Here is a 22,707-nt window from a genome sequence, read left to right as displayed (position 1 = left end):
TTGCGGGTGTGCCGTTAGCCGCTATCGTCGACTCACCATGACCGACGCAGTCCGTAGTGCGCGCCCCCGCGACCGCAAGGCCCAGCTGGCCGCGGTGGCGGCGGAGCTGTTCCGCGCCCGCGGCTTCCCCGGAGTCGGCATCAAGGACATAGCGGACGCGGCGGGCGTCACGGGGCCGGCGTTGTACCGGCACTTCGCGGACAAGCAGGCGATCCTGGCGTACGTGGTCCTGAGCGGCTTCGAGGACCTGGAGGCGGCGACAGCTTCGGCACTATCAGACTCGGTTTCCCCTCCTGACCAGCTGGAATCCCTGCTCGGCCGGCTCGCGACGCAGGCCGTCGAACGCCGCGAGATCGCCGCACTGTGGCGCTGGGAAGGACGCCACCTCCCGAAGGAGGACCAGCGGGAGATCGCCCGCCGGTCGACGTTGGCGCTGACGGCGTGGTCGAAGGCGCTCCAGCTCCGGCGCCCGGATCTGCCCGGCGAGGACGCCGAGTTGCTCTGCTGGGCAGCGCTGTCGGTGTTCGGCAGTGTGTCGGTGCACCACACGTCGGTGGCGCGCCGCCGGTTCGCCGCGTTGCTGGTCGAACTGGCCCTCCGTGTGCTCAATGCCACACTGCCCTCGCCGTCTTCACCGCCGCCACCTTCGGCGCTCAGCCTGGGCACGCCGTCTCGCCGCGAGCAGGTCCTGGCGGAGGCAACGACGCTGTTCGCCCAGCGCGGCTTCCACGACGTGAGCATGGAGGACATCGGAGCAGCGGCGGGCATCGCGGGCCCGAGCGTCTACCGCCACTTCCCGAGCAAGGCGGCCCTGATGGTAGCGATCGGCCACCGAGCAGCGGACCGACTGGCCTTGGCGGCGGAGAGGGCCCTACAGACGTCGGACGAACATTCCGCGCTGCGCCGCCTGGCGGCGTCGTACGTGCACACGATTCTGCACACGCCGGAACTGCTGGTCTCGTTCTCAGCGGACCGCGTGACGATGCCCGACCACGACAAGGCGGATCTGCTGCGGGTGCAACGGGATTACGTCGCGCAGTGGGTGGCGCTGCTTTCGACGGTGCGGCCGGAGCTGCCCCCACGCGAAGCGAAGATCACGATCCATGCGGCCCTGACGATCGCGAACGACCTGGCCCGCACCCGACGCCTGGCGACTCGGCCGAACTTCGAAGCTGAACTGACAACGTTGCTGCGCACGGTCCTGGGCGTCGACTGACTCGGGATCAGCGTTCCTCCGGCCACCGCCCGACCAACTCGGTCAGCCGCGTGACTTCCGGGGAGTGGGGATCCATTGTCAGGACGACGTCGAGCAGGCACCGGAGGCCACCTGCGAATCGGAGGCAGGTTTTCGCCAGCGCAATCACGTGTAACCGATCCTGCGGGTAGTACGAGACCTGGGACGCGATCTCACGGCGGGGGAACATTTCCAGCAGCAGCCGACGGCTGTCGCTGTTGCGGACCCACGGGACGTCCATGAGCGCTTCGACGAGAGCGGTGAAGTCAGGCACCTGTTCACTGGGCGTAGGAGGGCGGATCCTTGAGACGCCCATCAGCCGCAACCACGCGACCGTGCTGGTTTCCTTGACCGACACCGGGATCCGCGCGTAGTCGTCTGGAGCCGCGGCCGGGTCCTGGGCCACCACATCGTTGTAGAACGTGTCGGATGCCAACAGCGCGAGGTCCGCTTCGGTGGCCTTCTGCGCGGCTTTCGCCGCCGGGGCGTCGAGGACGCGGAACGTGAAGCTGACGGCCTTGCTGACCGAACCGTGGCTGGCCTGCTGGACTTCTCCGGCACTCAGTGCCACGCGCAACTGGATCCGCGCCGCCTCGGAGTGCACCGCGTTGTAGCGGCGAAGTTCGGCGTGCAGGCGCTCGGGCAGCTGCGCGACCAGATCCGCCTTCGCGATCTCCGGCGGCAGCAGGATCATCGCGCCGTCGCCGGTGTTCTCCACGAAGCAGACGTCCCACGGGATGCCAGTCTCGGCGAAGCTTCCTTTGAGCACCGACCAGAGACCTTCGTGCACCTCGCGCAGGTGCGCCATGGTTCGGCTCGGGTTGTTGTAGCCGGCGATGTCGACGGCCATGATCGTCTTGTGGTGCGCGGCCGCATAGGAATGCACGACCCACCTCCCCACGTCCTGCACTCAGTGTCCCAGACGTATGCACGCTCGGCCATGTTCGCGCAGGGCGTTACGGCGAAACGGGACCTCCTTGTCCTTGTTTCGTCCATAATTCGGCGTGCCCACGAGACGACTGCACCTGGTTGGCGCGGATGAGGACCACCGCGTCTCCACCATCGAGCTCTTCTTCGACCTGGTCTTCGTCTACGCCATCACCCAGACCACCCAGCTGATGGCCGACCACCTGAGCCCCACCGGGGTCGGGCAGGGGCTGGCCATGCTCGCCGTCCTGTGGTGGTGCTGGTGCTCCTATGCCTGGCTCGGGACCACCATCCACGTCGACCACGGGATTGCGCGGCTGGCGATGTTCGGGGCCATGGCCGTCATGTTCCTCGTTTCGCTCACCATCCCCGAGGCCTTCGTCGACCATCCAGGCGGTTTGTTCGCGCCCGTGCTGTTCGTCGTCTGCTACGCGCTCGTGCGGCTGCTGCACCTCGTTGCTTATCTCGGCGCCGCGAAACATGATCCCGGGCTCAAGCACGTCCTGCTGCGGATGTTCGTCGGCCTGTTGCCGTCCGTGGTGCTGCTGTCGATCAGCACCACGCTGAGCGGGCCGTGGCAGCTGGGCCTGTGGGTCGTCGCGCTGCTGGCCGACTACCTCAACGTCTACCTCGCCGGGCCCGATGGGTGGCGGCTGAACTCGCCCGCGCACTTCGCCGAGCGGTTCGGGCTGATCGTGATCATCGCGCTCGGGGAGTCGATCGTCGCGATCGGCATCGGGATCGGGGCGCTGCCGATGTCGTGGCTGGTCGCCGGGGCCGCCGTGTGCGGGCTGGCGCTGGCCGCCGGGATGTGGTGGACCTACTTCGACGTCGTCGCGCGCGTCTCCGAGCACCGGCTTACCCGGGCCACCGGCACGGAACGCACGAAGCTCGCCACCGACTCCTACACCTTCCTGCACCTGCCGCTGATCGCCGGGATCGTGCTCGTCGCCCTCGGCCTGAAGAAGTCCTTCCTCTACATCGCCGACACCGAGCACCACACGCCGTCCGAAGCGCTGCACGGCGTGCCGCTCTGGACGCTCACCGGCGGGCTCGCGCTCTACCTGATCGCGCTCAGCGCCCTGCGCAAGCGCAATCTCGGCAGCTGGAACGTCCAGCGGCTGGTCGCCGGGATCCTGCTGGTCGCGGCGACGCCGTTGCTGGAGCACGTGCCCGCTGCCGTGCTTCTCCTGGTCGTGGCCGGGCTCGTGCTCGGACTCATCGGCTTCGAACGCCTCCGGTTCGCCGAGTGGCGGCGGCAGGTGCACACCGAACACTCATAACAGCTCCGGGCCGACGACCGAGAGCAGCTGCAGCTTCTCCGCGTCCTCCGTGCCGGGCGTGGCGGTGAACACCAGCAGCAGCTGCGCGAGGTCGTCGGTGAAGAGCAACTGGCAGTCGAGAGCGATCTCGCCGAGGCCCGGGTGCACGATCGTCTTGCGCCGCTCGAACGGCACCGAGACCTCGTGCGCCTCCCACAGCTTCGCGAACTCCGCGCTCTTCGCCATCAAGAGCCGCGCCAGCTCCGCGGCCCGGGGGTCGCTGCCCGAAGACGCGCGCAGGCTCGCCACCAGGAACCGGGCGTGCCGCGCGCGGTCCGCCGGCGGGTAGATCGCCTGCTCCGCCGGGTCGGTGAACCACCGGTACGCGGCGCTGCGCGCCGGCCCGGCGTGGCCGGTCTCGTCGCCGAGCAGCGCCTGGGCCGGCCGGTTCTGCACGAGCGTCTCGCCGAGGTTCGACATCACCTGCGCGGGTGTGTCGTGCAGCCGGTCCAGCACCCGCATCAGCGCCGGGCTGACGTGGTCCGCGCGCGACACACGCGACGGCGCCGTGTGCCCGGCCAGCCGGAACAGGTGGTCGCGCTCGTCCAGCGTCAGCCTCAGGCCGCGGGCGATCGCGGCCAGCATCTGCTCCGACGGCCGCGGTCCGCGCTGCTGCTCCAGCCGCGTGTAGTAGTCGGTGGACATCCCCGACAGCGTCGCGACCTCCTCGCGCCGCAGCCCGGACGTGCGGCGGCGCTGCCCGGGCGGCAGCCCGACGTCGTCCGGGCGCAGGGCTTCACGGCGGCGGCGCAGGAAGTCGGCGAGTTCGGGACGGTCCACGCCGTCGATTATCGGTGCTGGAGACCCGCACACCCAGGGATCGCCGATCCCCCGATCGGCGCGCTCTGCCGCGTGTCCCCGAGCGCGGTGACGCTGAGGCCATGACCACTTACCTCATCACCGGGGCCAGCGGCGGCCTCGGCGCCATCACCGCTCGCGAACTCGCCGCCCGGGGCCACCGGGTGGTCCTCGCCGTGCGTGACCCCGCCCGCGTCACGCCGCCGCCGGGCGACACCGAGGTCCGGCGCCTCGACCTCGCCGACCTGGCCTCGGTGCGCGAGTTCGCCGCCGGCTGGACCGGCGACATCGACGTCCTGGTCAACAACGCCGGCGTCATGGCCGTGCCGTACGGGAAGACGTCCGACGGCTTCGAGACGCACATGGCTGTCAACCACTTCGGGCCGTTCCTGCTGACGAACCTGCTGCTGCCACAGCTGACAGGACGGGTCGTTACCGTCTCGTCCAACCTGGCTCGGCGGGGGAAGATCCAGCTCGGCGACCTGAACTGGGAGCGCCGCCGCTACTCGCCGCTAGGCGCCTACAACCAGTCGAAACTGGCGAACCTGCTGTTCACGCAGGAGTTGCAGCGGCAGCTGACCGAGTCCGGGAGCAGCGTCCGCGCGGTCGCCGCCCACCCCGGCGTCGCACGGACCGGGATCGACCGGAACTACGGCGGCGTGCAGGCCATGGTGTTGAAGGCGCTCTACCCGGTCATCGCGCAGAAGAAGGCGGAGTACGGCGCGCTACCCATCCTGTTCGCCGCTACGGAGGACGTCCCGGGCAATGCCTACGTCGGCCCGGGCGGCCGGTCGGGCGAGCGGCCGAAGCTTGAACGGCGACAGAACCACACCGACGCCCGCGAGCTGTGGGAGATTTCGGCCCGGCTCACTCGTAAGTGAGCCCACACTGGCGCCGCGCCGTCTCCCGCGTTAACCTACTCACGAGTAGGTAACGGATGGAGGGCCACAATGGCTGCGCCAAGGAAACGGGACGCGATGGGCTGGGGCCTGTCCGCGCTGACCCGGCTGGCCGGGAGCAAGGTCGTCGATCGGGCGGGGCTGCGCAAGCCCATCGAAGGCCTGGTCACGGCGGGAACGCGCACCGGCTTTCGCGCCGCCGGCGCGGCGACCCGGTCGTTCAAGTCGGTGCAGAAGCTGGGCAAGCCCGCCCGGCTCGCGCCGTCCGCCGACACCGGGTTGTTCGACCTCACGCCGAGCGAGGACCAGCAGCTCATCGTCGAGACCGTGACGGAGTTCGCCGCCGAGCAACTGCGCCCGGCCGCCGCGGATGCCGACGCCAAGCTCGAAGCGCCCGAAGGCCTGCTGACCCGGGCCGCCGAGTTGGGCATCAGCTTGGTCGGCATCCCCGAGGAGCTCGGCGGCGTCGGCACCGAACGCTCGGTCGTCACCAACGCGCTCGTCGCGCAAGCGCTTGCGCACGGCGACCTCGGACTGGCCGTCGCCGTGCTCGCGCCGTCCGCGGTGAGCACCGCGCTGGTCAGCTGGGGTGACGAGCAGCAGCAGGCGGACTACCTGCCCGCGTTCGTCGGCGAGAACGTGCCCGCCGCAGCGCTGGCGCTCCAGGAGCAGAAAGCGCTCTACGACCCGTTCAAGCCCGCGACGAAGGCGCGTCGCACGCCGAAGGGCTACCAGCTCGACGGCGTGAAGTCGCTGGTCCCGCGCGCGGCGCAGGCCGAGCTGTTCATCGTGTCGGCCGACCTCGAAGGCCGCGGGCCGGCGCTGTTCCTCGTCGAGTCGTCGACCGCCGGCGTGACCATCGAGTCCGAGCCGGCGATGGGCCTGCGTGGCGCCGCGACCGGCAAGCTGCATCTGGAGCGCGTAAACCTGCCCGCGGGCGCGTTGCTCGGCGGCGGCAAGCTCGACGTCTTCACCGACCTCGTCCGGCTGTCGCGGCTGGGCTGGGCGGCGCTGGCCGCCGGCACCGCGAAGGCCGTCCTCGACTACGTCGTGCCCTACGTCAACGAGCGGACGGCGTTCGGCGAGCCCATCAGCCACCGGCAGGCGGTGGCGTTCTCCGTCGCCGACATCGCGATCGAGCTGGAGGGCCTGCGGCTGGTGACGCTGCGTGCGGCGGCGCGGGCCGAGCAGGGCAAGTCCTACGCGCGAGAGGTCGCGCTGGCGCGGAAGCTCGCCGTGGACAAGGGCATGCAGATCGGCAGCGCGGGTGTGCAGCTGCTCGGCGGGCACGGCTTCGTCAAGGAGCACCCCGTCGAGCGCTGGTACCGGGACCTGCGGGCCATCGGCGTCATGGAAGGCGCTGTCCTTCTCTAGGCTTCGGAAAGGCGTTAACGATGATTAACTTGGAAGCTCCCAAGAAGGCCGGCGCGCTCATCAACCAGGCGTACCAGGCCGCGGCCGAGGTGTTCCGGCCGATTTCGCGCAAGTACGACCGCGCGGAGCACACGTACCCGAGCGAGCTGGACATGTTCGCGGCGCTGCTGGACGGTCTCAACTCCTCCGGCGAGGGCGGCGCGGGCGCGGCGGGCGTCCGCCGGTCCAAGGACGAGAAGGAAAAGGGCAACCGCAACGGCGCCAATCTGAACGTCGTCCTCGGCACGATCGAGATGTGCTGGGGTGACGTCGGCCTGCTGCTGTCGATGCCGCGCCAGGGCCTCGGCAACGCGGCGATCGGCTCGGTCGCGACGGACGAGCAGCTCGAGCGCTTCTCCGGCATGTGGGCGGCGATGGCGATCACCGAGCCGTCGTGCGGTTCGGACTCGGCGGCCATCACGGCGACCGCGCGCCTGGACGGCGACCACTACGTCCTCAACGGCGAGAAGATCTTCGTGACGTCGGGCGAGCGCGCGGACGCGGTGGTCGTGTGGGCGACGCTGGACAAGTCCAAGGGCCGCGCGGCGATCAAGTCGTTCGTGGTCGAGAAGGGCACGCCGGGCTTCGAGGTGGTGCGCGTCGAGCACAAGCTCGGCATCCGCGCTTCGGACACGGCCGTGCTGCGTTTCGAGAACTGCCGCGTTCCGCCGGAGAACCTGCTGGGCACGCCCGAAATCGACACGGCCAAGGGTTTCGCGGGCGTCATGCAGACGTTCGACAACACGCGGCCGTTGGTGGCGGCGATGGCGATCGGCGTCGCGCGGGCGGCACTGGAAGAGACGCGGCGGATCCTCGAAGAGGCGGGCGTCGAGATCGACTACGACCGTCCGGCGAATTCGCAGCACGCGGCGGCCGCGGAGTTCCTCAAGCTGGAGGCGGACTACGAGTCGGCGTACCTGCTGACTCTGGAATCGGCGTGGATGGCGGACAACCGCAAGCCGAACTCCCTGCAGGCCTCGATGGCGAAGGCCAAGGCGGGGCGCTCGGTGGTGGAGATCGCGCTGAAGTGCGTCGAGCTGACCGGGGCCTACGGCGAGGAGTCTTTGCTCGAAAAGTGGGCCCGGGACGCCAAAATCCTCGACATCTTCGAAGGGACGCAGCAGATTCAGCAGCTGATCGTCGCCCGCCGGATTCTCGGGAAGACGTCGGCTGAGCTGAAGTAGTTGTGACGTAACGGAAAGCCGCCCGGTCGCTTGCCCTTCTCGGGGCTCTGCGACCGGGCGGCTTTCGCTTCGGTGGGGAGAGGCTTTCATGATCAGGCCGCCTCCAGGCCGTCATCGAGGGCAGGCCGTCCGAACACCGCATCGACGGCCTCACGCGCCCGCTGGTGGCTCGACGGGACCAGGTGCGTGTACGTCCGGAGCGTGAAGCCCGGGTCCGCGTGCCCGAGGTAGTCGGCCAGCTCCGTAATCGACACCGCACGGGCCAGGAGCGTCGACGCGTAGAAGTGACGGAGCGCGTGCATCCCGTCCGCGCGACCTCGGTACTTGATCCCGGCCGCCCGGAACGCTCCATGCCAGACGACCTTCGTGAACAGGTCCCCGGAGTACAGTCGGCCACTTTCACCGGTCATCAGCAGCCGCGCTGTGACCGGCTCACCGTCAGCGCTCTGCCAGGGCAGCGTGACGGCCACGGACGGGAACCGATCCTCGTGGTCGTCGATCTCGGCCAGCATGGCGGCCGACAGCGGGATGGTTCGCTCCTTGCCCCGCTTGGGGAGCGCGAACATCATCACGCCCCTGACCGTCTTGATCTGTCGACGAATCCGCACGGTCATCGCCGTCCGGTCGACGTCGTCCGGCGAGAAGCCCAGAATTTCGCCCTGCCTCAGACCGAAGCCGGCACCGAGCGGAACCGCGATCTTGAACCGCTCCACCAGGCCCGACCGCACAGCCTGAACACGCTCCTCCGGCCATACGACGATCGGCGGGCTACTCGCGACCGGCCGCCGCACAGTCTTCGCGTGGCACGGATTCTCACGGATCCGGCGGTCGTCTACGGCCGAATCCATCACGCCAGAGACGGTGTTGAACAAGACCGCTTGATAGTTGTCCGAGAGCTTCCGCTCTTCCATCGAGCCGACCCAGTCACGAATGGTCGACGGCTTGATCTGCCCAACCTTCTTGGTCTCGAAGACCGGGTAGATCTGGCTTTCGAGCCGACTGAGGATGGTCGACCGCGTGCCCGGGTCCGGAGACTGGCTCTTCACCCAGCTCTCCGCCTGCTGGCGGAACGTCGTCATCGAGGCCCGCGGATCGATGTACTTGTCTTCGCGCTTGTCGGATTCGACGCCGATGAGGAAGTCCTCAGCGCGCTTCTTCTGCTTGTCCGCGAACGACTTCGAGCGTTCGTTGTTGTCCGGGTCGAGGTACCGGACCTTGTACCGCAGCCCGATGCCGTACAGCTCGGACCGTTCCATGACGGGCTTGCCCCGCGCGTTGAGGATGACCTTCCCGGTCACCGCATCCCGCGCGGGGCGATACCAGCGGTCTTGGATGTGTCCCATTAGGCCGCCTCCGCGTCGACCCAGGCGCGCAGTTTGGCCGGGTCATAGCGCAGGTGCCGGCCGATCTTCTTGACCGGCGGCCCCTCGCCGCGCCATTTCCACTGGTAGAGCGTCTTCACCGGGACGCCGAGGTACTCGGAGACGTCCTCGACGGTCCAGAGCCGATCGATGTTGCTGACGTTGTTCATTGCTCCCCCTTTGATCAAGCAGCGAGTCCAGTTGCCGAAGTTTCTGGAGGTCTCTCCGCCGTCAATAGCGCCCGGTCGTACTCGGCCTTCCACGTGATCCGTTCCGCGATCGCCCGCATGACCAGGTGCGGCCGGGGTGGGACCTGCGGGTCGCCGGGCTCGACCTTGCGCCAGACCTGCTGTGACCGGTCGGCCTCCAGCTTCTCGATCCCGACCGCCGCGAGCGCCTGGAGCACAAAGGCCCGCCGGTCGGCCTTGTGGTCGACGAGCGTCTTGCCCGACCACTTCCGCGACACGAGGACTCGGCGGCCGGGCAGCCCGAGCGTGGTCCGGCGATGCGCTCGGCCCTTGCAGTGCCCCGGGGTGGTCTTGCCCGTGACGCCCTTGGGCTGGACGCCGTAGAGCAGCCAGACCGCGCAGCGCGGCGAACACGGCGTGACCGACAACTCGGCGTGTAGCCGGTCGTGGTGATCGGCCTGGGCCGCGCTGACTGCCTCGACCACTTCGCCGGTGGACTTGGTGAGGTACTTGGTCAGGTAGCCGATGTGGCGGCCGGCCTCTTCGGTGCCGCCGAGGATGCCCTTCGAGTGCACCTGACGCCCGAACGTGACGACGTGCGCCGGACGCTCGACCGCCTCCACTGCGTCGTCCCACCGAGTCAGCGGCTGACGCGTCTCCGGGTCGACGAACCCCCGTTCGGGACCGTCCCAAACCGGGCGCCGGTCGGCATAGACGATTTCGTCATGGGACGGCCACCAGACCTGGTGGTAAGTGGCTTCGGTGACCTGGCGGATGAGGTCGTGCGGGATCGCCCCGCGGATCGCAGCGTGCAGGTGCGGAGCCGTCCGCTTCTGGGGCTCGACGGTGGCGAAGTACTGAGCGTCCCAGCCGACGACCCGGCGCAGGTTCTGCCACCACCGGTCCACCAGCGCGGAGAAGTGCACCGCGTCCCGGGCGGCCCGCCGGTAGTCGTATCGACTGGGGTCGACCGGGGAGCCGTCGCCACGGACCGGGCCGTAGGTGTCGCAGGTCAGGGTCACGAACATCGACGGGCGGAACTTCCCCGCAAACTCCCTGCCGACCGTCGTCTTCGCGACCCTCCGGCGAGGCAGGTTCGGAGCATCCTGCCGCCGCTTGGTCGACCGCTTCACAGCTCGCTTGGTCGGGATGTCGAGGGCGGGCAGCCGGCCCCGCATCCCGAGTTGCCGAAGTTCCGCATCGACCCCGGCGACCTCCTCCCGCAGCTCCTCAGCCTCCGCCTGGTCGTGCTCGGCCACCTCCCGGTAGGCGGCCACCAGGTCCGCCCGGTAGGTCAACAGCTCTTTCTGGTCCTCCGAGGGCGGCTCGGCGGCGAGGATGGGTTCCTCGGTCAGGTGCCAGCCTTCACGGCACTGGGCCTGCCGCAGCGCCTTCGCCTTCCGCGCACACGGCAGGCACACCGACTCGACGGTCGACCCGCACGGCACCGGGACGTAGCGGAGTTCGCCGGTGGTGGTGTCCCCTACTTCCATCGTGAAGGGCCGGACGCAGACCCCGTGCTTCTCCGCCGTCGCCCGGATGACGTCGGCCGCGAGCGGGGTTCGCATCCGTTCGGCGCGTGTCTCGCTCATCAAGCCGCCACCCCCTCGGGCGAAGACCAGCCACGCAGCACGTACACGGGCATGTCCTGTTTCGCTCCGGCCGGGAGGTCGGGGAAGGTGCTCGGCTCGAACCGGACCACGCCGTAGACCTGGACCGGGATGCCGCACGGAGTCCGGCCAGCGACCGAGATGTGCACCCACTTGCCGTCGCACAGTCGCCACCGCCGCGCCGAGACGTCCTCGAGCGTCTGCGTCCAGACAAGCAGTGCCCGCGCGACCTCCGGTAGGCCGTCGACGTCGAGCTGGACGGTGATCGGGCTGGACCAAGCGTTGACGTCGACCGAGGCGGCCGGCGGTAGCTGGTGGGAGTCGAGGTGGTCGCGGATGGCGTCGAGGAAGATCATCAGCCGGTTCACGCCGCCACCCCCTCACCGCCGTGTCGCAAATCCGCGACACCCCCATTGGTCACGTACGCCTCCAGCGCCTTCACGGTGCCGTCGGAGACCCACCCGGCCCGGATGCGCAACGGTTCGCGGACGCCCTCGCCCCACACGTAGCCCACACCGGCCTCCGAATCGCCAATGCGGTTCGCCCAGGCACCACGCTCGTACGCGCCGTCACCGAGGACCATCCCGACGTGCGTCTTGGACGTCACGCGCAGGCACACCCGCCGCGTGAACAGCTCCCGGACCGGGACGGTGTCCTTAGTGGGCTCCTGGACGTAGCCACGGACCGAGATCCCCAGCGCACGCCCCTGCGTCGTCAGCAGCGCGACGCGCTCCACAATGGCCTCACGGGTCTTGCGGTCGGTGTACTTCGTGAGCGCGCCGATCTCGTCGAACTCCAGTAGCTCCAGCGGATACTCCGTCGACACCGGGATGGTCCGCAGCCGACCGGCGAACGCGCGCTTGCGCGATTCCATCTCCTCCACCAGGCCGTCGAGCAGTTCCACCGAGTCCTTGCCGCCGACCGCGTAGCGGGAGAAGATCCCGCGCCCGTAGGCCAGTTCCATGCCCTTGGGGTCGATGCCGGACATGCGCACCACCCCGGCCCGGATCGCCGGAGCAGCGGCCACGAGCGGGCACCACATGACGCTGTTCTTGCCCGCACCCGAGGCACCGGCAGTCAGGCAGTGCGCGCCGGAGCCGAGCAATGGGACCCGCCAGTCACGGCCGTACTCGGTCCGCCCGGCCCAGACGCTGCGCAGGTCCACGCCGGTCGAGTCGACGCCGTCCGGGACCTGGGGGCCGGCCACTCCGCCGCTGAGCAGGTCACGGCGTTGGAAGTCGATCGAGACGACGTTGGGGGCCAGCTCGCGGACCTGGCAACGAGCGACCTTCCGCGCAACGGCCAAGGCACGAGCTGCGTCGTCGAAGTCCTCCGGCTTCTGCCCCGGCACCAGCTCCACTCGCACCTCATCCCACGACGCGCCGGAGCGGACGCTGAGCACCTTGGGCAACCGCGCGTTCGGCCGGTTCGACGTCGAGCGGGACAGCGCGCGTCGACGGCCGACGAGGTTCACGTTCACCACCACCGGCAGTGCCTCGTCCCGCACCGACAGGCCGCAGGCGTGCAGCCACTCCGGCAGCTTCCGCCCGTAGACCGCCCACCGGGCCCACCAGGAGCGCAGGAACCGTCCGCACCACTGGTCAAACGAGACGGCGTCGATCATCCACCACGTCGCCAGGACCACCGCGACGCTGCCCAGGGTGATCGCCTGGGAGAGCCATCCGAACAGCTCGTGCCAGCCGCAAATCGCGACGACGGCGAGGCTGGTCCGCCACCGGGTCACGACCTGCGCGAGCATCCACACCACGGCCTTGCACAGCCACCAGAGCGCGACGAACACGACGGCCGCAGCAGCCAAGCCTTCGACCACGGTCGCCAGGGCGCGGCCGATCTTGTGCAGCATCCACACGCCGAGCCCGAGCACGGCAAGGGCCACTACCGCGAAGCCGGGGGACATCACCGACCACCCCGCTTCACGTCGAGGTCCAGCGGCAGCATTCCCAGACAGGGCGCGCACTTGGTTTCGCCGGGCAGGAGTTTGGCGAATCGTTTGCAGGAGGCGCAGCGCGTTCGGGTGACCCCCGTTGACGCTCGCCGGTTGTCGTCGTTTAGCGTTGTCATTGTTCACTTCCGCTGGTTGTGGACAGCGCAGGAGCGGCAAGGTTGGTAGCCAGGCACCGCTTCTGCGCCTTACGGATCACACGCACCCGCAACAGGGCGTGTTTCATCGCCGCACGTCATAGCGTGCGTTTTTCGCTGATACTGTTGACTTTTCGGTCGTCTACATGCGACTAATCAGCGGGCGTCCCTTCCGCCTGAAGTTCCGCCGAGATCTCACCCGCCTTCCGCTCCTCGTATCCCGCCCAGTACAGCGCCTCGTGGTGATGCCCCCGGTCGACGTCCGCGACAGCCTTGTACAGCCGCGCATTGCCGAGGCGGAACGCCAGCCACACCGACGGGTTCGCATCGCTCGGTGGCCGGCGGTCCATCACGACCTCGTGGGCATCCCGTAGCGTCTTCGGCTCAGTCCTGCGCATCCTCACGCCTCTCCGCGCGGGCTTCCAGCAGTGCCGCCAGGTCCTCGGCGTGGTCGCGGAGCCGGCGAAGGAACACCGCACATCCCCTCCACGCGGTCTGGTCCTCCGGCGGCACCAGCGTCACCACGCACAGCCCACCAGCCAGCACCAGAACCGGCGGATGCGACGCGCCCGTCCCGGTCTCCTCCACCGTCACCTCGGTACCCGCGCCCACCGTCCAGCGCAGCCCCAGCCCGTCCCACATTGCCGTCATGTCGTTCCCATTCCCGGGCCAGGTCGGCGAACCCCTCGGCCGCCGACTCCAGCGCCGCCACGCACCACCACGGCAACCCGCGCGCCTGCGCCAGCTCGTGCCACGCCCGCGACACCCGCCGAGCAGCATTCGCCGTGTTCGTCGCACTCACCGGCGACAACACAGCACGGCCGTGCTCCCACGCCGCCATGTAGTCCCGATACGCCTGCTCCCACGCCTCGACCCGCTCGCGGAAGCCCATCCCTGTCACGCCGCCTTCGCCGTCTCACCGGACCCACCGGACCGAGACGGCTTGCTCGCGGCCTGCTTGAAGCCGGTCGCGCGGAACACGTAGGACTGGTACTTGAACTCACCCTGCCCAGCCACGCGCGGTTCCGCCGTGAGGCCGTCCAGCTCGATCGGCCGCATCCCGGGCAGCGCCTCCGAGGTGGTCGGCACCGGCTGGACATCGGCAAGAAGGGTGATCTCGAACGAGGCCCGCTTCGCCCGTGTCTCGGCCGGGTCGGTGACCATGACCTTCCACTGCCGCTTACCCGTGATCTCGTCAACCCGCTGCCGCACCGGGCGATTGGCGGCCCGGTCCTCACGCGACTGGTACTCGTTGTCCGGCGACACCTCGCCCACCATCACCAAGCCCTGCGGAAACGCGTCGTCGAAGTCGATGCCGAACCGGTGTCCCTTGTCGATAGCCATGCTGAATCCCTATGTCGTCTGTTGGTTGGTTTCTTCGGGCGGTTCTCCGCCTCGTGCCGCTGCGGCGTCCAGTGCCGCGCTCACCTCGTCCAGTTCCCTCCGCAGTACGGCGATGGCGTCGGAGTCCACGAGCAGGACCACTGGGAACGCCTTGCCGAACCGGACTTCCGCGCGGTTTGCGTACGTCAGCGCCCGGACACGAATCGGCAGATCAGCCGTGACGTGGATCTGAACCGTGTCGCGCATGCCACGCCGCGCTTACGCCGCACGTCGGCGAGGTACCGCCCGCATGTCCGGGCCAGCCAGCCGGACAGTCGTTTCAGTGGTCACGCGTTCCTCCTCGGTGTCCTGGCACCGGGCCTGCCCCGGCAACCTGACACCCAATCTCCGCCAAAACGCGGGACGTGATCACCACGTGGCAGGAGATCTCGGGACGTCCCTGGTACCGTCGAAGACGTCCCTACACGTCCCGAGGGGTGCCGATGCCGAACGAACGTCTGCGTGACGCGCTACTGCGCAACGGCCTGACGTTGGAGCAGGTCGCCAAGGCCGTCGGCGTCGATCAGAAGACTGTCGAGCGCTGGATCACCAAGAACCGGACGCCCTACCCGAAGCATCGGCACAAGATCGCCGCTATGGCGCGCGAGTCGGAGACCTACCTATGGCCGGACTCGGTCGCTCCGGAGCGCAAGGCCGAGACCGCCGCTGCCGAACTGGTGCAGGTCTTCCCGCACCGAAACGCCGTCCCCGTCGAACTGTGGGACCGGCTGATCAAGGAGGCGTCGGAAACCGTCGAGATCCTGGTACACGCGGCGTTGTTCCTGGTGGAACGCCCCCGTTTCATCAAGGACCTGACAGCCAAGGCAGCAGCAGGCGCGAAGATCCGGCTCGCGTTCGGAGACCCCGAGGGGGACAGCGTCGCCATGCGCGGCGAGGAAGAACAGCTGGGCGACGGGACGCTCGCGGCTCGCATCCGCAACGCCCTGGCGTCCTACCGGCCGCTGATCGGCGTCGACGGGGTCGAGATGCGCTTCCACAACACAACGCTCTACAACTCGATTTTCCGCTTCGACGACGAGATGATCATCAACACGCACGTGTACGGGTTCCAGGGAGCCCACGCCCCGTCCCTCCACCTGCGAAGACTGTCCGCCGGGGACCTTTTCGAGACGTACTCGGAGAGCTTCGAGTCAGTCTGGAACCTCGCCAAGCCGGCCACCTTCTAGGAGGCAGCATGACCCGAGTCGACTACTACAACGACCCGAACGCACCCAAGGCCAACAGCATCGCGGTAGCGGTCTCAGCGTTCATCCAGGACGACGAGGGTCGAATCCTGATGATCCGGCGCACGGACAACGAGCTGTACGCCATTCCGGGCGGCCAACTTGAGCTCGGCGAAACTCTGGCCGAGGCGGCGGTTCGGGAGGTCCACGAAGAGACCGGCATCGAGTGCGTCGTCACTGAGGTGATCGGCCTGTATTCAGACCCCCAACATGTCATAGCGTACGCAGATGGCGAAGTACGGCAAGAGTTTTCCATCTGCTTCCGCGCCGATCTGCGCGGTGGGCGCGTACGTCCCAGCAACGAAAGTAGCGAGGTTCTTTGGGTGTCTGCAGGCAACCTCGACAGTCTGCACATACATCCGTCGATTCGACTTCGACTTCAACACGCCTTGAAGCCACAGCCCAAACCATTCTTTACATAATCGTTACCCGTGCCCGGTAACATCCGATCGCCCTCTGCCGACATCTCGATCAAATAGCCAGAGTGGTCATCACCATAGCGCCGCACAGCAGGCGCCTAACGAGACTTGCGAGCGGGCGGAATGGATATCATTAAGCGGATTTCCATCGAAAATTTTCGCTCATTGCGAAGTCTAAATGTAGACCTCGTAAGGGACTATAACTCGATCGTCGGACTCAACAGCTCCGGTAAATCGAACGTTCTGCGAGCATTAAACCTTTTCTTCAATGACTCAATAGACCCCTCTTCTCTAAACCTTAGCATGGAGCGCGACTTCTCCGACTACGCGCCGAGGCGAAAGAAAAAGTTATTTCTGTCGGCATTGAGCTAAATCTCTCCGGCGACATAAAAGTACCTCGGCAGCGGGACTTCTTAAGCTCTAATACCATCAGTGATACGCTAGCGATAAATCGTTCATGGTCCCTGGATCCTCAAGGCCGCATCATCGACGAGTACCGATTCAGCTCATCGCTAGACAGTCTCGAATTGGCGACCGGCTCACAAGTCGGAAACCTTCTACTTTTCATTCGATCAATACAATTCAGGTACATCCCGAACCACACTCAGCCAGCGGACCTAATCCGTACGTTTGCGCAACCTCTTCGCTCGGAACTTATTCGCCGACTTCAGGCCACCCAAGAATACCGACACCTCAACTTCGGCACCATCATGGCGGCCTTAGCCAGAACTGGCACGCAAATGTTCTCCGAGGTTTCGGACAGCGTCAGCCAGGCCATACGAGACTTGACCATTGACTCCGCACTTCCCGAAGATTTCGGCGAACTTGCGTTCGAAGTCGCCATCAAGTCCGTCTCCAATGGCATTGGCCGCAGTCCCGACCTAGAAGGATCGGGCACACAGTCATTCATATTACTACACTTCCTTAATCTTATCGACCGCGTTTCACGACAACGAGCATTCGGCTGGGTTCAAGCCAGCATTTGGGCAATGGAGGAGCCTGAGTCGTTCTTACACTCAGGCCTCCGCGCAAAGTTCGCCGCAGACCTGGACGCTTATGCGAAGGAGAGTCGCAGACAGGTTTTTGTTACCACCCATCAAGACGAATTCGTACGAGTCTCTGACTCGGCATGGCTCGCATTCCAGGACAGAAACGGAACGCAGATCGAGAGAGCTCCTTCTCGTGAGATCTTAGAAAAATCTGCACGCCTCGCCATCACAACGTACAGACATCCATTACTGGAGTATCCCGACGTTCCAATTGTAATCGTCGAAGGAAAATACGATCACGTTTACCTTGCCGCCGCATCCAAAGAAGCTGACCTCAGGCCGCGATGGAAGATTATCTCGCCCAATGACTATTTAGGTGAAGGGTCAGCCGGAGACGCGTTGAAGCAATACCTAAAGTTCAATAAGTCTGCACTCTGCGCGAGGCCGTACTCGGCGCCGATCCTTGCACTAAGGGACTGGGAGGTGACCGACGTGGCGGGATACCAGAAATTTGTCAAAGTCCACCCGTATTCTGATGCGATGAAGACGCCAGTCGAGCTTACTAACCCTGCCCTAAATGAGTCATTCGTTGGAATAGAGAGATATCTCGAAACGGACAGAATCTTGAAGGTGGTGCCAAAAAATGACCTCATGCGTCCAGCATCAGGTGAGATCATATATGGCATCGCGAAATCCAAGCTGGACGACCACAAGAAACTCTTGAGTGAAAAAGTGATCGCTGGCGAGTCCGCAGGCAAGCACCTTATAGACCTGGTGCGATGGCTGGACGAGCAAGTAATGTTGCTGCTTCAATCAGTCCCGGTTGAAAGATACTCGTTTTGAGGGTCCGCTGTCGCCGAGGTCACTTCTGGGTCGGCGCGTCGTCTCGGCCTCAGGGTGACTGTGCCTGTCACGGCAAGATCGTGTGCCGTCGTCAATGTGCCTTGCCTCGGGTGATCTCGACTTTGAGACTTTCGTGTTTCTCGTCGAACAAGCTCATCCACGAGAATTTTCTGCCGCGATTGATCGGAACGCTGGCCCGCGACTTGCAACTGCGGCCATTGGTAAGATCGACCCTCGAGTCGAGCAAGGCAAGATCGCGCTGGAGTCCTGGGGGCACTTCGATGTCGAACTCTCGCGAACTAAGGCTGTGTGGTGGCACTGTGCGCTCTCCCAAAGGGAAGTATATCTCGCCGTAGCCCACCAAGTCGGTCCCGTACCCTATGCGCAGATTGGTAATCGTGAAATGTACGCCTTTCAATGAAGCTTCGATGGAGCCCTTGTTTGCGACTTGGAGGCCAACGGTTATTTCCAACGGTCTCTCACACAGCGTCTCTTTCGCGGAAAAACCTTTGAGGACCACTGTCTTTACCCTAACTCTGAGTCCGCTCCTTCGATAAGATAGGATGGCGATGATCAGGCTGCTCAAGGAGGTAAGGGCGGCTGCTGCGGAAACTATGCGAGATACGATATCGGGATCGGCCATGGGGTATTGTACAGCGTCGAATTGATTCGAAAAGCGCTCCGTGGGCCTGCGTGCTCGGCGTCGCAAGCCCGCCAAGCTGCACGCCGACAAGGCCTACGACCAGCCCGACCTGCGACGATGGGTCCGCGACCGCGGCATTGCGGTCCGCATCGCCCGCAAAGGCATCGAATCAAGCCAGAAACTCGGCAGACACCACTGGGTCATCGAACGCACCATGGCTTGGCTCACCGGCTACCGCCGTCTCACCCTGCGCTACGAACGCAAAGCCGGACACTTCCTCGCATTCCTTCTCCTCGGCGCGGCCCTCACCTGCTACAAAAGGCTCCACAAACTCACCACATTAGACACGCTCTTAACACTGCCGAATTTAGCTCTATGGGATCAAGGGCGCGCCGCCGCTGGCGGCGCGCCTGTCGCCTACGTAGCCCCTCGCCTTGGCGGCCGCGTCCGCTTCCGACACGGCGGGCTGCCGCTCCGCTTCGCCCGCCGGCCGGGCGGCGCGGCCGCCAGCGGGTCACCTGGCGCAGCGCCGCGCGGCGGCGGCACAAGGTTCCCCTGAGCCATCCCCCGCCTCCACGACGAGCTACGAGCGCGCTTGTGACAATCGGGGCGTTCGTGACTCGATCTCCGTTACACACCGTCGTGAGGGACTTCCATCCCGACGCCTGATCGTGACAACGGCCGGTAGCACCGCGTCAAGACGGTGAAGCGTGTCTTGACCCGGCACCACCGGCCGCGTGCGGGCTTCGTATCGGGATGCAGGGGCAGGTGTGGCCGAGCGCCAGGCCGTCTCCAGGCCGTCAGAGGCCAGGGAGCAGCGACAGACGACGAGAACTAGCGAGACGCATCAGCGCAGCTCAGAGGCCATTTACGGCGAAATGAGCGAGGTCCACGAAATCCAGCTGAGAAATTCTCGACATCTTCGAGGGGACGCAGCAGATTCAGCAGCTCATCGTGGCTCGGCGTGTTCTCGGGAAGTCCTCTGCCGAACTGAAGTAAAACGGTCACGATCGGCCTCCGGTATCCTCGCCCACGGAGGCCGATCGTGACCGAACCCATCGAGACCCACGCCGTCGTGCACGAGCCCGGCGGCCCGACCCCCATCAAGACTCCCGAAGAGTGGGCCGCGGAAGGCTGGGACAAAACCCGGCAGCAACCGAAGACCCTCGACGAAGCCCGGGAAGCCCTCGCCGCCCGGATCGCCGCTCACGACGCGCCCGACACCGAGGCCGACGCCGGCGCCTACGACGCGCTGGAGGGCTGACCCCGTGTACGTTCCCTGGCTCGTCGATGCCGCCCGCAGCACCGGCTACCCCGTTGTCGAGGTGCCCGGGTGGCAGACCCGCGGCCACGGCGGCATGCGCGTCGTCGAAGGGGTGGTCGGCCACCACACCGCCACCGCCGACTCCGCGCCCGGGGACTACCCCTCGCTCGACATCGTCACCCGCGGCCGCCCCGATCTCGCCGGGCCGTTGTGCAACCTCGGGCTCGGCCGCAGCGGCACCGTCTACGTCGTCGCCGCCGGGTGTGCCTACCACGCCGGAGCGTCGCGCTGGCTCGGATTCCTCGACGTCAATGACGAGTTCCTCGGCATCGAAGCGGAGTCCGCGGGCACCGGTGGCTGGACGCCCGCGCAGCTGGACGCCTACCCGAAGCTCGTCGCCGCGTTGCTGCGCTACATGAACCGTGGCGTCGAACGTTATGCCGGGCACAAGGACGTCTGCGTTCCCGCCGGCCGCAAGATCGATCCGGTCGGCATCGACACCGCCTGGCTGCGCGAGCGCGCCGCCAACCCCGCCGCCACCGCCCCGCAAACGGGAGTCGAAATCCTGGAGCGCGTCACCGTCACTCCGCCGGACGCCGGCGAGCACGTCGTCCGCGTCTTCCTCGCCGGCAGCTCCGGCGGCGCGATCGTGATCCGGCCCAGGCTGGGCGGCGACGGCTTCGCGCGGCCGATGTGGGTGTCGAACATCTACGCGTGGGGTTCGGACCACGCCGGTGTCGGCCACAACCCCGCGCAGATCTCGGGCCACGACCCGAAGCTGACGTCGCACCGGCGCTACGAACTGCCCGGCGCGGTGTGGGCGGACGTCCGCTACAGCGCGGCCGAGCCGTTCGAGATCGACCTAGTCGGCTGAGTCCGAAGCCTGGTCGTCGAGGAACTCGTCCAGGTAGCGCCACGTCGTGCCGCGCGCCTTGCGGCCGGTCAGGACGCCGAGGTGGCCGCCCGGCGCCGTCTTGAAACGGACCTCCGGGGCCTTGTCCAGCAACTCCACCACCCGCTCCACCGAGGGCCGCGGCGCGATCGTGTCGTTCTCGCCCGCCACCACCAGCGTCGGGACCCGCACCGACGACAGCGAAATGATGCGACCGTTGAGGTCCACCTTGCCCTCCGCCAGGTCGTTCGTGCGGAACAACCGGTGGTACAGCTGGCCGAACGTGCGGCCCGGGTAGGCGTACATGTTGCTCATGAAGTGGTCTACCGCCTCGATCTGCGCGAGGTAGTCGCGGTCGTCGAGGTGCGAAAGGATCGCGAGCGGCTTCGTGATCTCCTTGCTGATGCCCGTCGCGCGGAACACGCGGCTGACCAAATAGGACGGTGCGCCGCCGAACGCCCGGTAGATCGGCGTCAGGAGGTGACCGTTCGTCAGGTCCACCAGCGGGCGGAACGGCGCCACGATCGGGATCGCCGTGAAGTCCACCGGCGAGCCGATCGCCGTGATCGACGCGATCGGGAGGTCGGGCTGGTCCGCGTTCACCAACAGCGAGAAGATCCCGCCCAGCGACCACGAAACCAGGTGCACCGGCTGCCCGCCCGCGTCCGCACTGACCTTGCGGATCGCGCGTGGCAGGACCTCGTCGATCCAGTGCTCGATGCCCAGGCGGCGGTCGGAGAAGGCGACCATGCCGTAGTCGACGAGGTAGGCGTTGCGCCCGCCCTCGACCAGGTGCTCGAGGAGGCTGCAGCCGCGGCGCAGGTCGAAGCAGATCGCCGGCGCGGCCAGCGGCGGCACCAGCAGGATCGGCGGCCCGGACACCGGGCGGCTGCTGTGCGTCATCCGGTACACCGAGCGGTTGGGGCCCTGGTCGATCAGCACCCGCGGCATCGGGCGCAGGTCGGCGACACCGCCGTGCAGCACCTTGCCAACCACGTTCGACGCCGCGGCGGCCAGCCGTGCGGGCGGTGAAACCATCTTGAGCCTCCTGCGACGTCCCCCGGGCACTTCCGGTCAATCTTGCCCGGTCAGGCCGGTGGACTCAACACCGGTCACGTCCAAATCGGACAGTCGCTGGGCCGTCCGAGTTACTCCGTGCCCGCCCCGGGTGCGCTCTCGGCGGCGCGCGCCTCGTAGTCCGCGCGGGCCGGGGAATGGGCCGCTGAAGCCAAAAGCTGGTCCGCTTTCAACGCACGCGCGAGCGCTTCGCCGGCTCGGCGCGGCAGCAGCCGGGTGAGCTTCCCCATAGTTCCCACGGATCGGGGCACGAAGACCTCGAAACGAGGCTTGCGCAGCGTGGATACGATGGCGTCGGCCACATCTTCCGGGCGCGACGACTTGAACAGCTTCGCCTCGCCGAGCCCGCTCGCGAGCTCCGTCCGGACGATCGCCGGCATGACGCACGAAACGTGCACACCGGACCCGTGCAGCTCCAGGTGCACCGCCTCGGACAGCCCGACGACGGCGTGCTTGGTCGCGCAGTACGTCGCCGCGCCGGGGAAACCGGCCTTGCCCGCGAACGACGCGACGTTGACGATGTGCCCGGACCGCCGCGGCCGCATCCGTTTCATCGCTTCGCGGGTGCCGTGGATGACGGCGTGCAGGTTGATTTCGATCTGACGCCGGGTCGTCGCGTCGCTCTCTTCTTCGAGGTGAGCCAGCGGCATGATCCCGGCGTTGTTGATCAGGACGTCGATCCGGCCGTGGCGCCGCTCGACCTCGTCGAGGAACTCGGTGAAGCCGCGGATGTCGGTGACGTCCAGCGGCAGCGCCTCGGCGTCCAGCTCCCCGGCGGTTTTCTCGGCCCGGACCTGGTCGAGGTCGCCGATCACCACCCGCGCGCCCAGCCGGGACAGCGCCGACGCGGTCGCCGCGCCGATCCCCTGCCCGCCGCCGGTGATGACGACGACCTTGCCCGCGAGCTCCTCGGCCAT

At 67.0% G+C, this 22,707-nt stretch carries 25 protein-coding genes and 1 pseudogene; 12 read left to right on the top strand and 14 right to left on the bottom strand.

Annotated elements, in window-relative coordinates; all coding sequences use genetic code 11:
- Positions 1-37 precede the first annotated feature (37 nt).
- Entirely contained in the window at positions 38-1,216 is a 1,179-nt protein-coding gene (locus tag AB0M59_RS09280) for a TetR/AcrR family transcriptional regulator (protein ID WP_364611210.1), read from the top strand.
- A gap of 7 nt (positions 1,217-1,223) precedes the next feature.
- On the opposite strand, the gene AB0M59_RS09275 is transcribed toward AB0M59_RS09280, so the two are convergent.
- Positions 1,224-2,120 (bottom strand): hypothetical protein, encoded by an 897-nt coding sequence (locus AB0M59_RS09275; protein WP_364611207.1) that lies wholly within the window; start codon positions 2,118-2,120, stop codon positions 1,224-1,226.
- A gap of 118 nt (positions 2,121-2,238) precedes the next feature.
- Here AB0M59_RS09275 and AB0M59_RS09270 point away from each other — a divergent pair, with 118 nt between their 5' ends.
- Positions 2,239-3,444: a low temperature requirement protein A gene (locus AB0M59_RS09270; protein WP_364611204.1), complete on the top strand. Its 1,206-nt coding sequence runs from the start codon at positions 2,239-2,241 to the stop codon at positions 3,442-3,444.
- On the opposite strand, the gene AB0M59_RS09265 is transcribed toward AB0M59_RS09270, so the two are convergent.
- Positions 3,439-4,263 carry a helix-turn-helix transcriptional regulator gene (locus AB0M59_RS09265; RefSeq protein ID WP_364611201.1) on the bottom strand — a complete coding sequence of 275 codons (825 nt, stop codon included), beginning with the start codon at positions 4,261-4,263 and terminating at the stop codon, positions 3,439-3,441. The genes AB0M59_RS09270 and AB0M59_RS09265 overlap by 6 nt on opposite strands.
- Before the next feature lie 101 nt (positions 4,264-4,364).
- On the opposite strand from AB0M59_RS09265, the gene AB0M59_RS09260 reads away from it, so the two are divergent.
- The 3 genes from AB0M59_RS09260 (at position 4,365) to AB0M59_RS09250 (ending at position 7,777) form a co-directional block, all read left to right on the top strand.
- Positions 4,365-5,162, top strand: coding sequence for an SDR family NAD(P)-dependent oxidoreductase (locus AB0M59_RS09260; protein ID WP_364611198.1), 798 nt, complete (start codon positions 4,365-4,367; stop codon positions 5,160-5,162).
- Between the two features lie 96 nt (positions 5,163-5,258).
- Positions 5,259-6,554 carry an acyl-CoA dehydrogenase family protein gene (locus AB0M59_RS09255; RefSeq protein ID WP_364611474.1) on the top strand — a complete coding sequence of 432 codons (1,296 nt, stop codon included), beginning with the start codon at positions 5,259-5,261 and terminating at the stop codon, positions 6,552-6,554.
- A 20-nt stretch (positions 6,555-6,574) separates the two neighbouring features.
- Positions 6,575-7,777 carry an acyl-CoA dehydrogenase family protein gene (locus tag AB0M59_RS09250; protein WP_364611196.1) on the top strand — a complete coding sequence of 401 codons (1,203 nt, stop codon included), beginning with the start codon at positions 6,575-6,577 and terminating at the stop codon, positions 7,775-7,777.
- A 92-nt stretch (positions 7,778-7,869) separates the two neighbouring features.
- On the opposite strand, the gene AB0M59_RS09245 is transcribed toward AB0M59_RS09250, so the two are convergent.
- The 9 genes from AB0M59_RS09245 to AB0M59_RS09205 all read right to left on the bottom strand — a co-directional run bounded on the left by AB0M59_RS09245 (position 7,870) and on the right by AB0M59_RS09205 (position 14,626).
- The gene (locus AB0M59_RS09245; RefSeq protein WP_364611193.1) at positions 7,870-9,120 is read right to left on the bottom strand and encodes a site-specific integrase; all 1,251 of its coding nucleotides are present in this window, start codon (positions 9,118-9,120) and stop codon (positions 7,870-7,872) included.
- On the bottom strand, positions 9,120-9,308 hold the full coding sequence (locus tag AB0M59_RS09240; RefSeq protein WP_354813170.1) for a helix-turn-helix domain-containing protein: 189 nt from the start codon (positions 9,306-9,308) through the stop codon (positions 9,120-9,122). Before AB0M59_RS09240 ends, AB0M59_RS09245 begins: the two co-directional genes overlap by 1 nt.
- A gap of 14 nt (positions 9,309-9,322) precedes the next feature.
- Positions 9,323-10,918 carry a replication initiator gene (locus tag AB0M59_RS09235; RefSeq protein WP_364611189.1) on the bottom strand — a complete coding sequence of 532 codons (1,596 nt, stop codon included), beginning with the start codon at positions 10,916-10,918 and terminating at the stop codon, positions 9,323-9,325.
- Positions 10,918-11,304, bottom strand: coding sequence for a hypothetical protein (locus AB0M59_RS09230; RefSeq protein WP_364611186.1), 387 nt, complete (start codon positions 11,302-11,304; stop codon positions 10,918-10,920). Before AB0M59_RS09230 ends, AB0M59_RS09235 begins: the two co-directional genes overlap by 1 nt.
- The gene (locus tag AB0M59_RS09225) at positions 11,301-12,854 is read right to left on the bottom strand and encodes an FtsK/SpoIIIE domain-containing protein (RefSeq protein ID WP_364611183.1); all 1,554 of its coding nucleotides are present in this window, start codon (positions 12,852-12,854) and stop codon (positions 11,301-11,303) included. The genes AB0M59_RS09230 and AB0M59_RS09225 overlap by 4 nt, the downstream gene beginning before the upstream one ends.
- Positions 12,855-13,188: 334 nt before the next feature.
- Entirely contained in the window at positions 13,189-13,434 is a 246-nt protein-coding gene (locus AB0M59_RS09220; RefSeq protein WP_364611180.1) for an AMED_5909 family protein, read from the bottom strand.
- On the bottom strand, positions 13,421-13,687 hold the full coding sequence (locus tag AB0M59_RS09215) for a hypothetical protein (protein WP_364611177.1): 267 nt from the start codon (positions 13,685-13,687) through the stop codon (positions 13,421-13,423). Before AB0M59_RS09215 ends, AB0M59_RS09220 begins: the two co-directional genes overlap by 14 nt.
- Positions 13,688-13,933: 246 nt before the next feature.
- A complete protein-coding gene (locus AB0M59_RS09210) occupies positions 13,934-14,380 on the bottom strand; it encodes a hypothetical protein (RefSeq protein WP_364611174.1) in 447 nt (148 codons plus the stop codon).
- 9 nt (positions 14,381-14,389) lie between these two features.
- Positions 14,390-14,626 (bottom strand): hypothetical protein, encoded by a 237-nt coding sequence (locus AB0M59_RS09205; protein ID WP_364611171.1) that lies wholly within the window; start codon positions 14,624-14,626, stop codon positions 14,390-14,392.
- A gap of 236 nt (positions 14,627-14,862) precedes the next feature.
- Here AB0M59_RS09205 and AB0M59_RS09200 point away from each other — a divergent pair, with 236 nt between their 5' ends.
- The 4 genes from AB0M59_RS09200 to AB0M59_RS09185 all read left to right on the top strand — a co-directional run bounded on the left by AB0M59_RS09200 (position 14,863) and on the right by AB0M59_RS09185 (position 17,914).
- Positions 14,863-15,606 carry a DUF5919 domain-containing protein gene (locus AB0M59_RS09200; protein WP_364611168.1) on the top strand — a complete coding sequence of 248 codons (744 nt, stop codon included), beginning with the start codon at positions 14,863-14,865 and terminating at the stop codon, positions 15,604-15,606.
- An 8-nt stretch (positions 15,607-15,614) separates the two neighbouring features.
- The gene (locus tag AB0M59_RS09195) at positions 15,615-16,085 is read left to right on the top strand and encodes an NUDIX domain-containing protein (RefSeq protein ID WP_364611165.1); all 471 of its coding nucleotides are present in this window, start codon (positions 15,615-15,617) and stop codon (positions 16,083-16,085) included.
- 120 nt (positions 16,086-16,205) lie between these two features.
- Positions 16,206-16,454 (top strand): AAA family ATPase, encoded by a 249-nt coding sequence (locus AB0M59_RS09190; protein WP_364611471.1) that lies wholly within the window; start codon positions 16,206-16,208, stop codon positions 16,452-16,454.
- A gap of 338 nt (positions 16,455-16,792) precedes the next feature.
- Positions 16,793-17,914: an AAA family ATPase gene (locus tag AB0M59_RS09185; protein WP_364611163.1), complete on the top strand. Its 1,122-nt coding sequence runs from the start codon at positions 16,793-16,795 to the stop codon at positions 17,912-17,914.
- A gap of 91 nt (positions 17,915-18,005) precedes the next feature.
- Here the strand turns inward: AB0M59_RS09185 and AB0M59_RS09180 are convergent, their stop codons facing one another.
- Positions 18,006-18,557 carry a hypothetical protein gene (locus tag AB0M59_RS09180; RefSeq protein WP_364611160.1) on the bottom strand — a complete coding sequence of 184 codons (552 nt, stop codon included), beginning with the start codon at positions 18,555-18,557 and terminating at the stop codon, positions 18,006-18,008.
- Positions 18,558-18,612: 55 nt separating this feature from the next.
- Here AB0M59_RS09180 and AB0M59_RS09175 point away from each other — a divergent pair.
- The 3 genes and pseudogenes from AB0M59_RS09175 to AB0M59_RS09165 form a co-directional block, all read left to right on the top strand.
- Positions 18,613-18,864 (top strand): annotated as a pseudogene (locus tag AB0M59_RS09175) (transposase); the annotation flags it as partial.
- 738 nt (positions 18,865-19,602) lie between these two features.
- Complete coding sequence (locus tag AB0M59_RS09170) at positions 19,603-19,821, top strand: hypothetical protein (protein ID WP_364611157.1); 219 nt, start codon at positions 19,603-19,605, stop codon at positions 19,819-19,821.
- Positions 19,822-19,825: 4 nt separating this feature from the next.
- A complete protein-coding gene (locus AB0M59_RS09165; RefSeq protein ID WP_364611155.1) occupies positions 19,826-20,695 on the top strand; it encodes an N-acetylmuramoyl-L-alanine amidase in 870 nt (289 codons plus the stop codon).
- Here the strand turns inward: AB0M59_RS09165 and AB0M59_RS09160 are convergent.
- Positions 20,684-21,751 carry an alpha/beta fold hydrolase gene (locus AB0M59_RS09160; protein WP_364611152.1) on the bottom strand — a complete coding sequence of 356 codons (1,068 nt, stop codon included), beginning with the start codon at positions 21,749-21,751 and terminating at the stop codon, positions 20,684-20,686. The genes AB0M59_RS09165 and AB0M59_RS09160 overlap by 12 nt on opposite strands.
- Before the next feature lie 110 nt (positions 21,752-21,861).
- Positions 21,862-22,707 carry an SDR family oxidoreductase gene (locus AB0M59_RS09155; RefSeq protein ID WP_364611149.1) on the bottom strand — a complete coding sequence of 282 codons (846 nt, stop codon included), beginning with the start codon at positions 22,705-22,707 and terminating at the stop codon, positions 21,862-21,864.

This window comes from Amycolatopsis sp. NPDC051371, from assembly GCF_040682155.1.
Lineage (GTDB): Bacteria > Actinomycetota > Actinomycetes > Mycobacteriales > Pseudonocardiaceae > Amycolatopsis.
The sequence above is the reverse complement of the archived record's forward strand: the minus strand, read 5'-3'. Positions and strand labels throughout refer to the sequence as shown.

Coding starts and splice junctions, on each gene's coding strand:
- AB0M59_RS09200 (WP_364611168.1), top strand. CDS start 14,863: ATGCCGAACGAACGTCTGCGTGACGCGCTACTGCGCAACGGCCTGACG.
- AB0M59_RS09180 (WP_364611160.1), bottom strand. CDS start 18,557: ATGGCCGATCCCGATATCGTATCTCGCATAGTTTCCGCAGCAGCCGCC.
- AB0M59_RS09195 (WP_364611165.1), top strand. CDS start 15,615: ATGACCCGAGTCGACTACTACAACGACCCGAACGCACCCAAGGCCAAC.
- AB0M59_RS09255 (WP_364611474.1), top strand. CDS start 5,259: ATGGGCTGGGGCCTGTCCGCGCTGACCCGGCTGGCCGGGAGCAAGGTC.
- AB0M59_RS09190 (WP_364611471.1), top strand. CDS start 16,206: ATGGATATCATTAAGCGGATTTCCATCGAAAATTTTCGCTCATTGCGA.
- AB0M59_RS09155 (WP_364611149.1), bottom strand. CDS start 22,707: ATGGCCGAGGAGCTCGCGGGCAAGGTCGTCGTCATCACCGGCGGCGGG.
- AB0M59_RS09280 (WP_364611210.1), top strand. CDS start 38: ATGACCGACGCAGTCCGTAGTGCGCGCCCCCGCGACCGCAAGGCCCAG.
- AB0M59_RS09220 (WP_364611180.1), bottom strand. CDS start 13,434: ATGCGCAGGACTGAGCCGAAGACGCTACGGGATGCCCACGAGGTCGTG.
- AB0M59_RS09210 (WP_364611174.1), bottom strand. CDS start 14,380: ATGGCTATCGACAAGGGACACCGGTTCGGCATCGACTTCGACGACGCG.
- AB0M59_RS09215 (WP_364611177.1), bottom strand. CDS start 13,687: ATGACGGCAATGTGGGACGGGCTGGGGCTGCGCTGGACGGTGGGCGCG.
- AB0M59_RS09160 (WP_364611152.1), bottom strand. CDS start 21,751: ATGGTTTCACCGCCCGCACGGCTGGCCGCCGCGGCGTCGAACGTGGTT.
- AB0M59_RS09260 (WP_364611198.1), top strand. CDS start 4,365: ATGACCACTTACCTCATCACCGGGGCCAGCGGCGGCCTCGGCGCCATC.
- AB0M59_RS09205 (WP_364611171.1), bottom strand. CDS start 14,626: ATGCGCGACACGGTTCAGATCCACGTCACGGCTGATCTGCCGATTCGT.
- AB0M59_RS09225 (WP_364611183.1), bottom strand. CDS start 12,854: ATGTCCCCCGGCTTCGCGGTAGTGGCCCTTGCCGTGCTCGGGCTCGGC.
- AB0M59_RS09250 (WP_364611196.1), top strand. CDS start 6,575: ATGATTAACTTGGAAGCTCCCAAGAAGGCCGGCGCGCTCATCAACCAG.
- AB0M59_RS09240 (WP_354813170.1), bottom strand. CDS start 9,308: ATGAACAACGTCAGCAACATCGATCGGCTCTGGACCGTCGAGGACGTC.
- AB0M59_RS09235 (WP_364611189.1), bottom strand. CDS start 10,918: ATGAGCGAGACACGCGCCGAACGGATGCGAACCCCGCTCGCGGCCGAC.
- AB0M59_RS09185 (WP_364611163.1), top strand. CDS start 16,793: ATGGCGGCCTTAGCCAGAACTGGCACGCAAATGTTCTCCGAGGTTTCG.
- AB0M59_RS09245 (WP_364611193.1), bottom strand. CDS start 9,120: ATGGGACACATCCAAGACCGCTGGTATCGCCCCGCGCGGGATGCGGTG.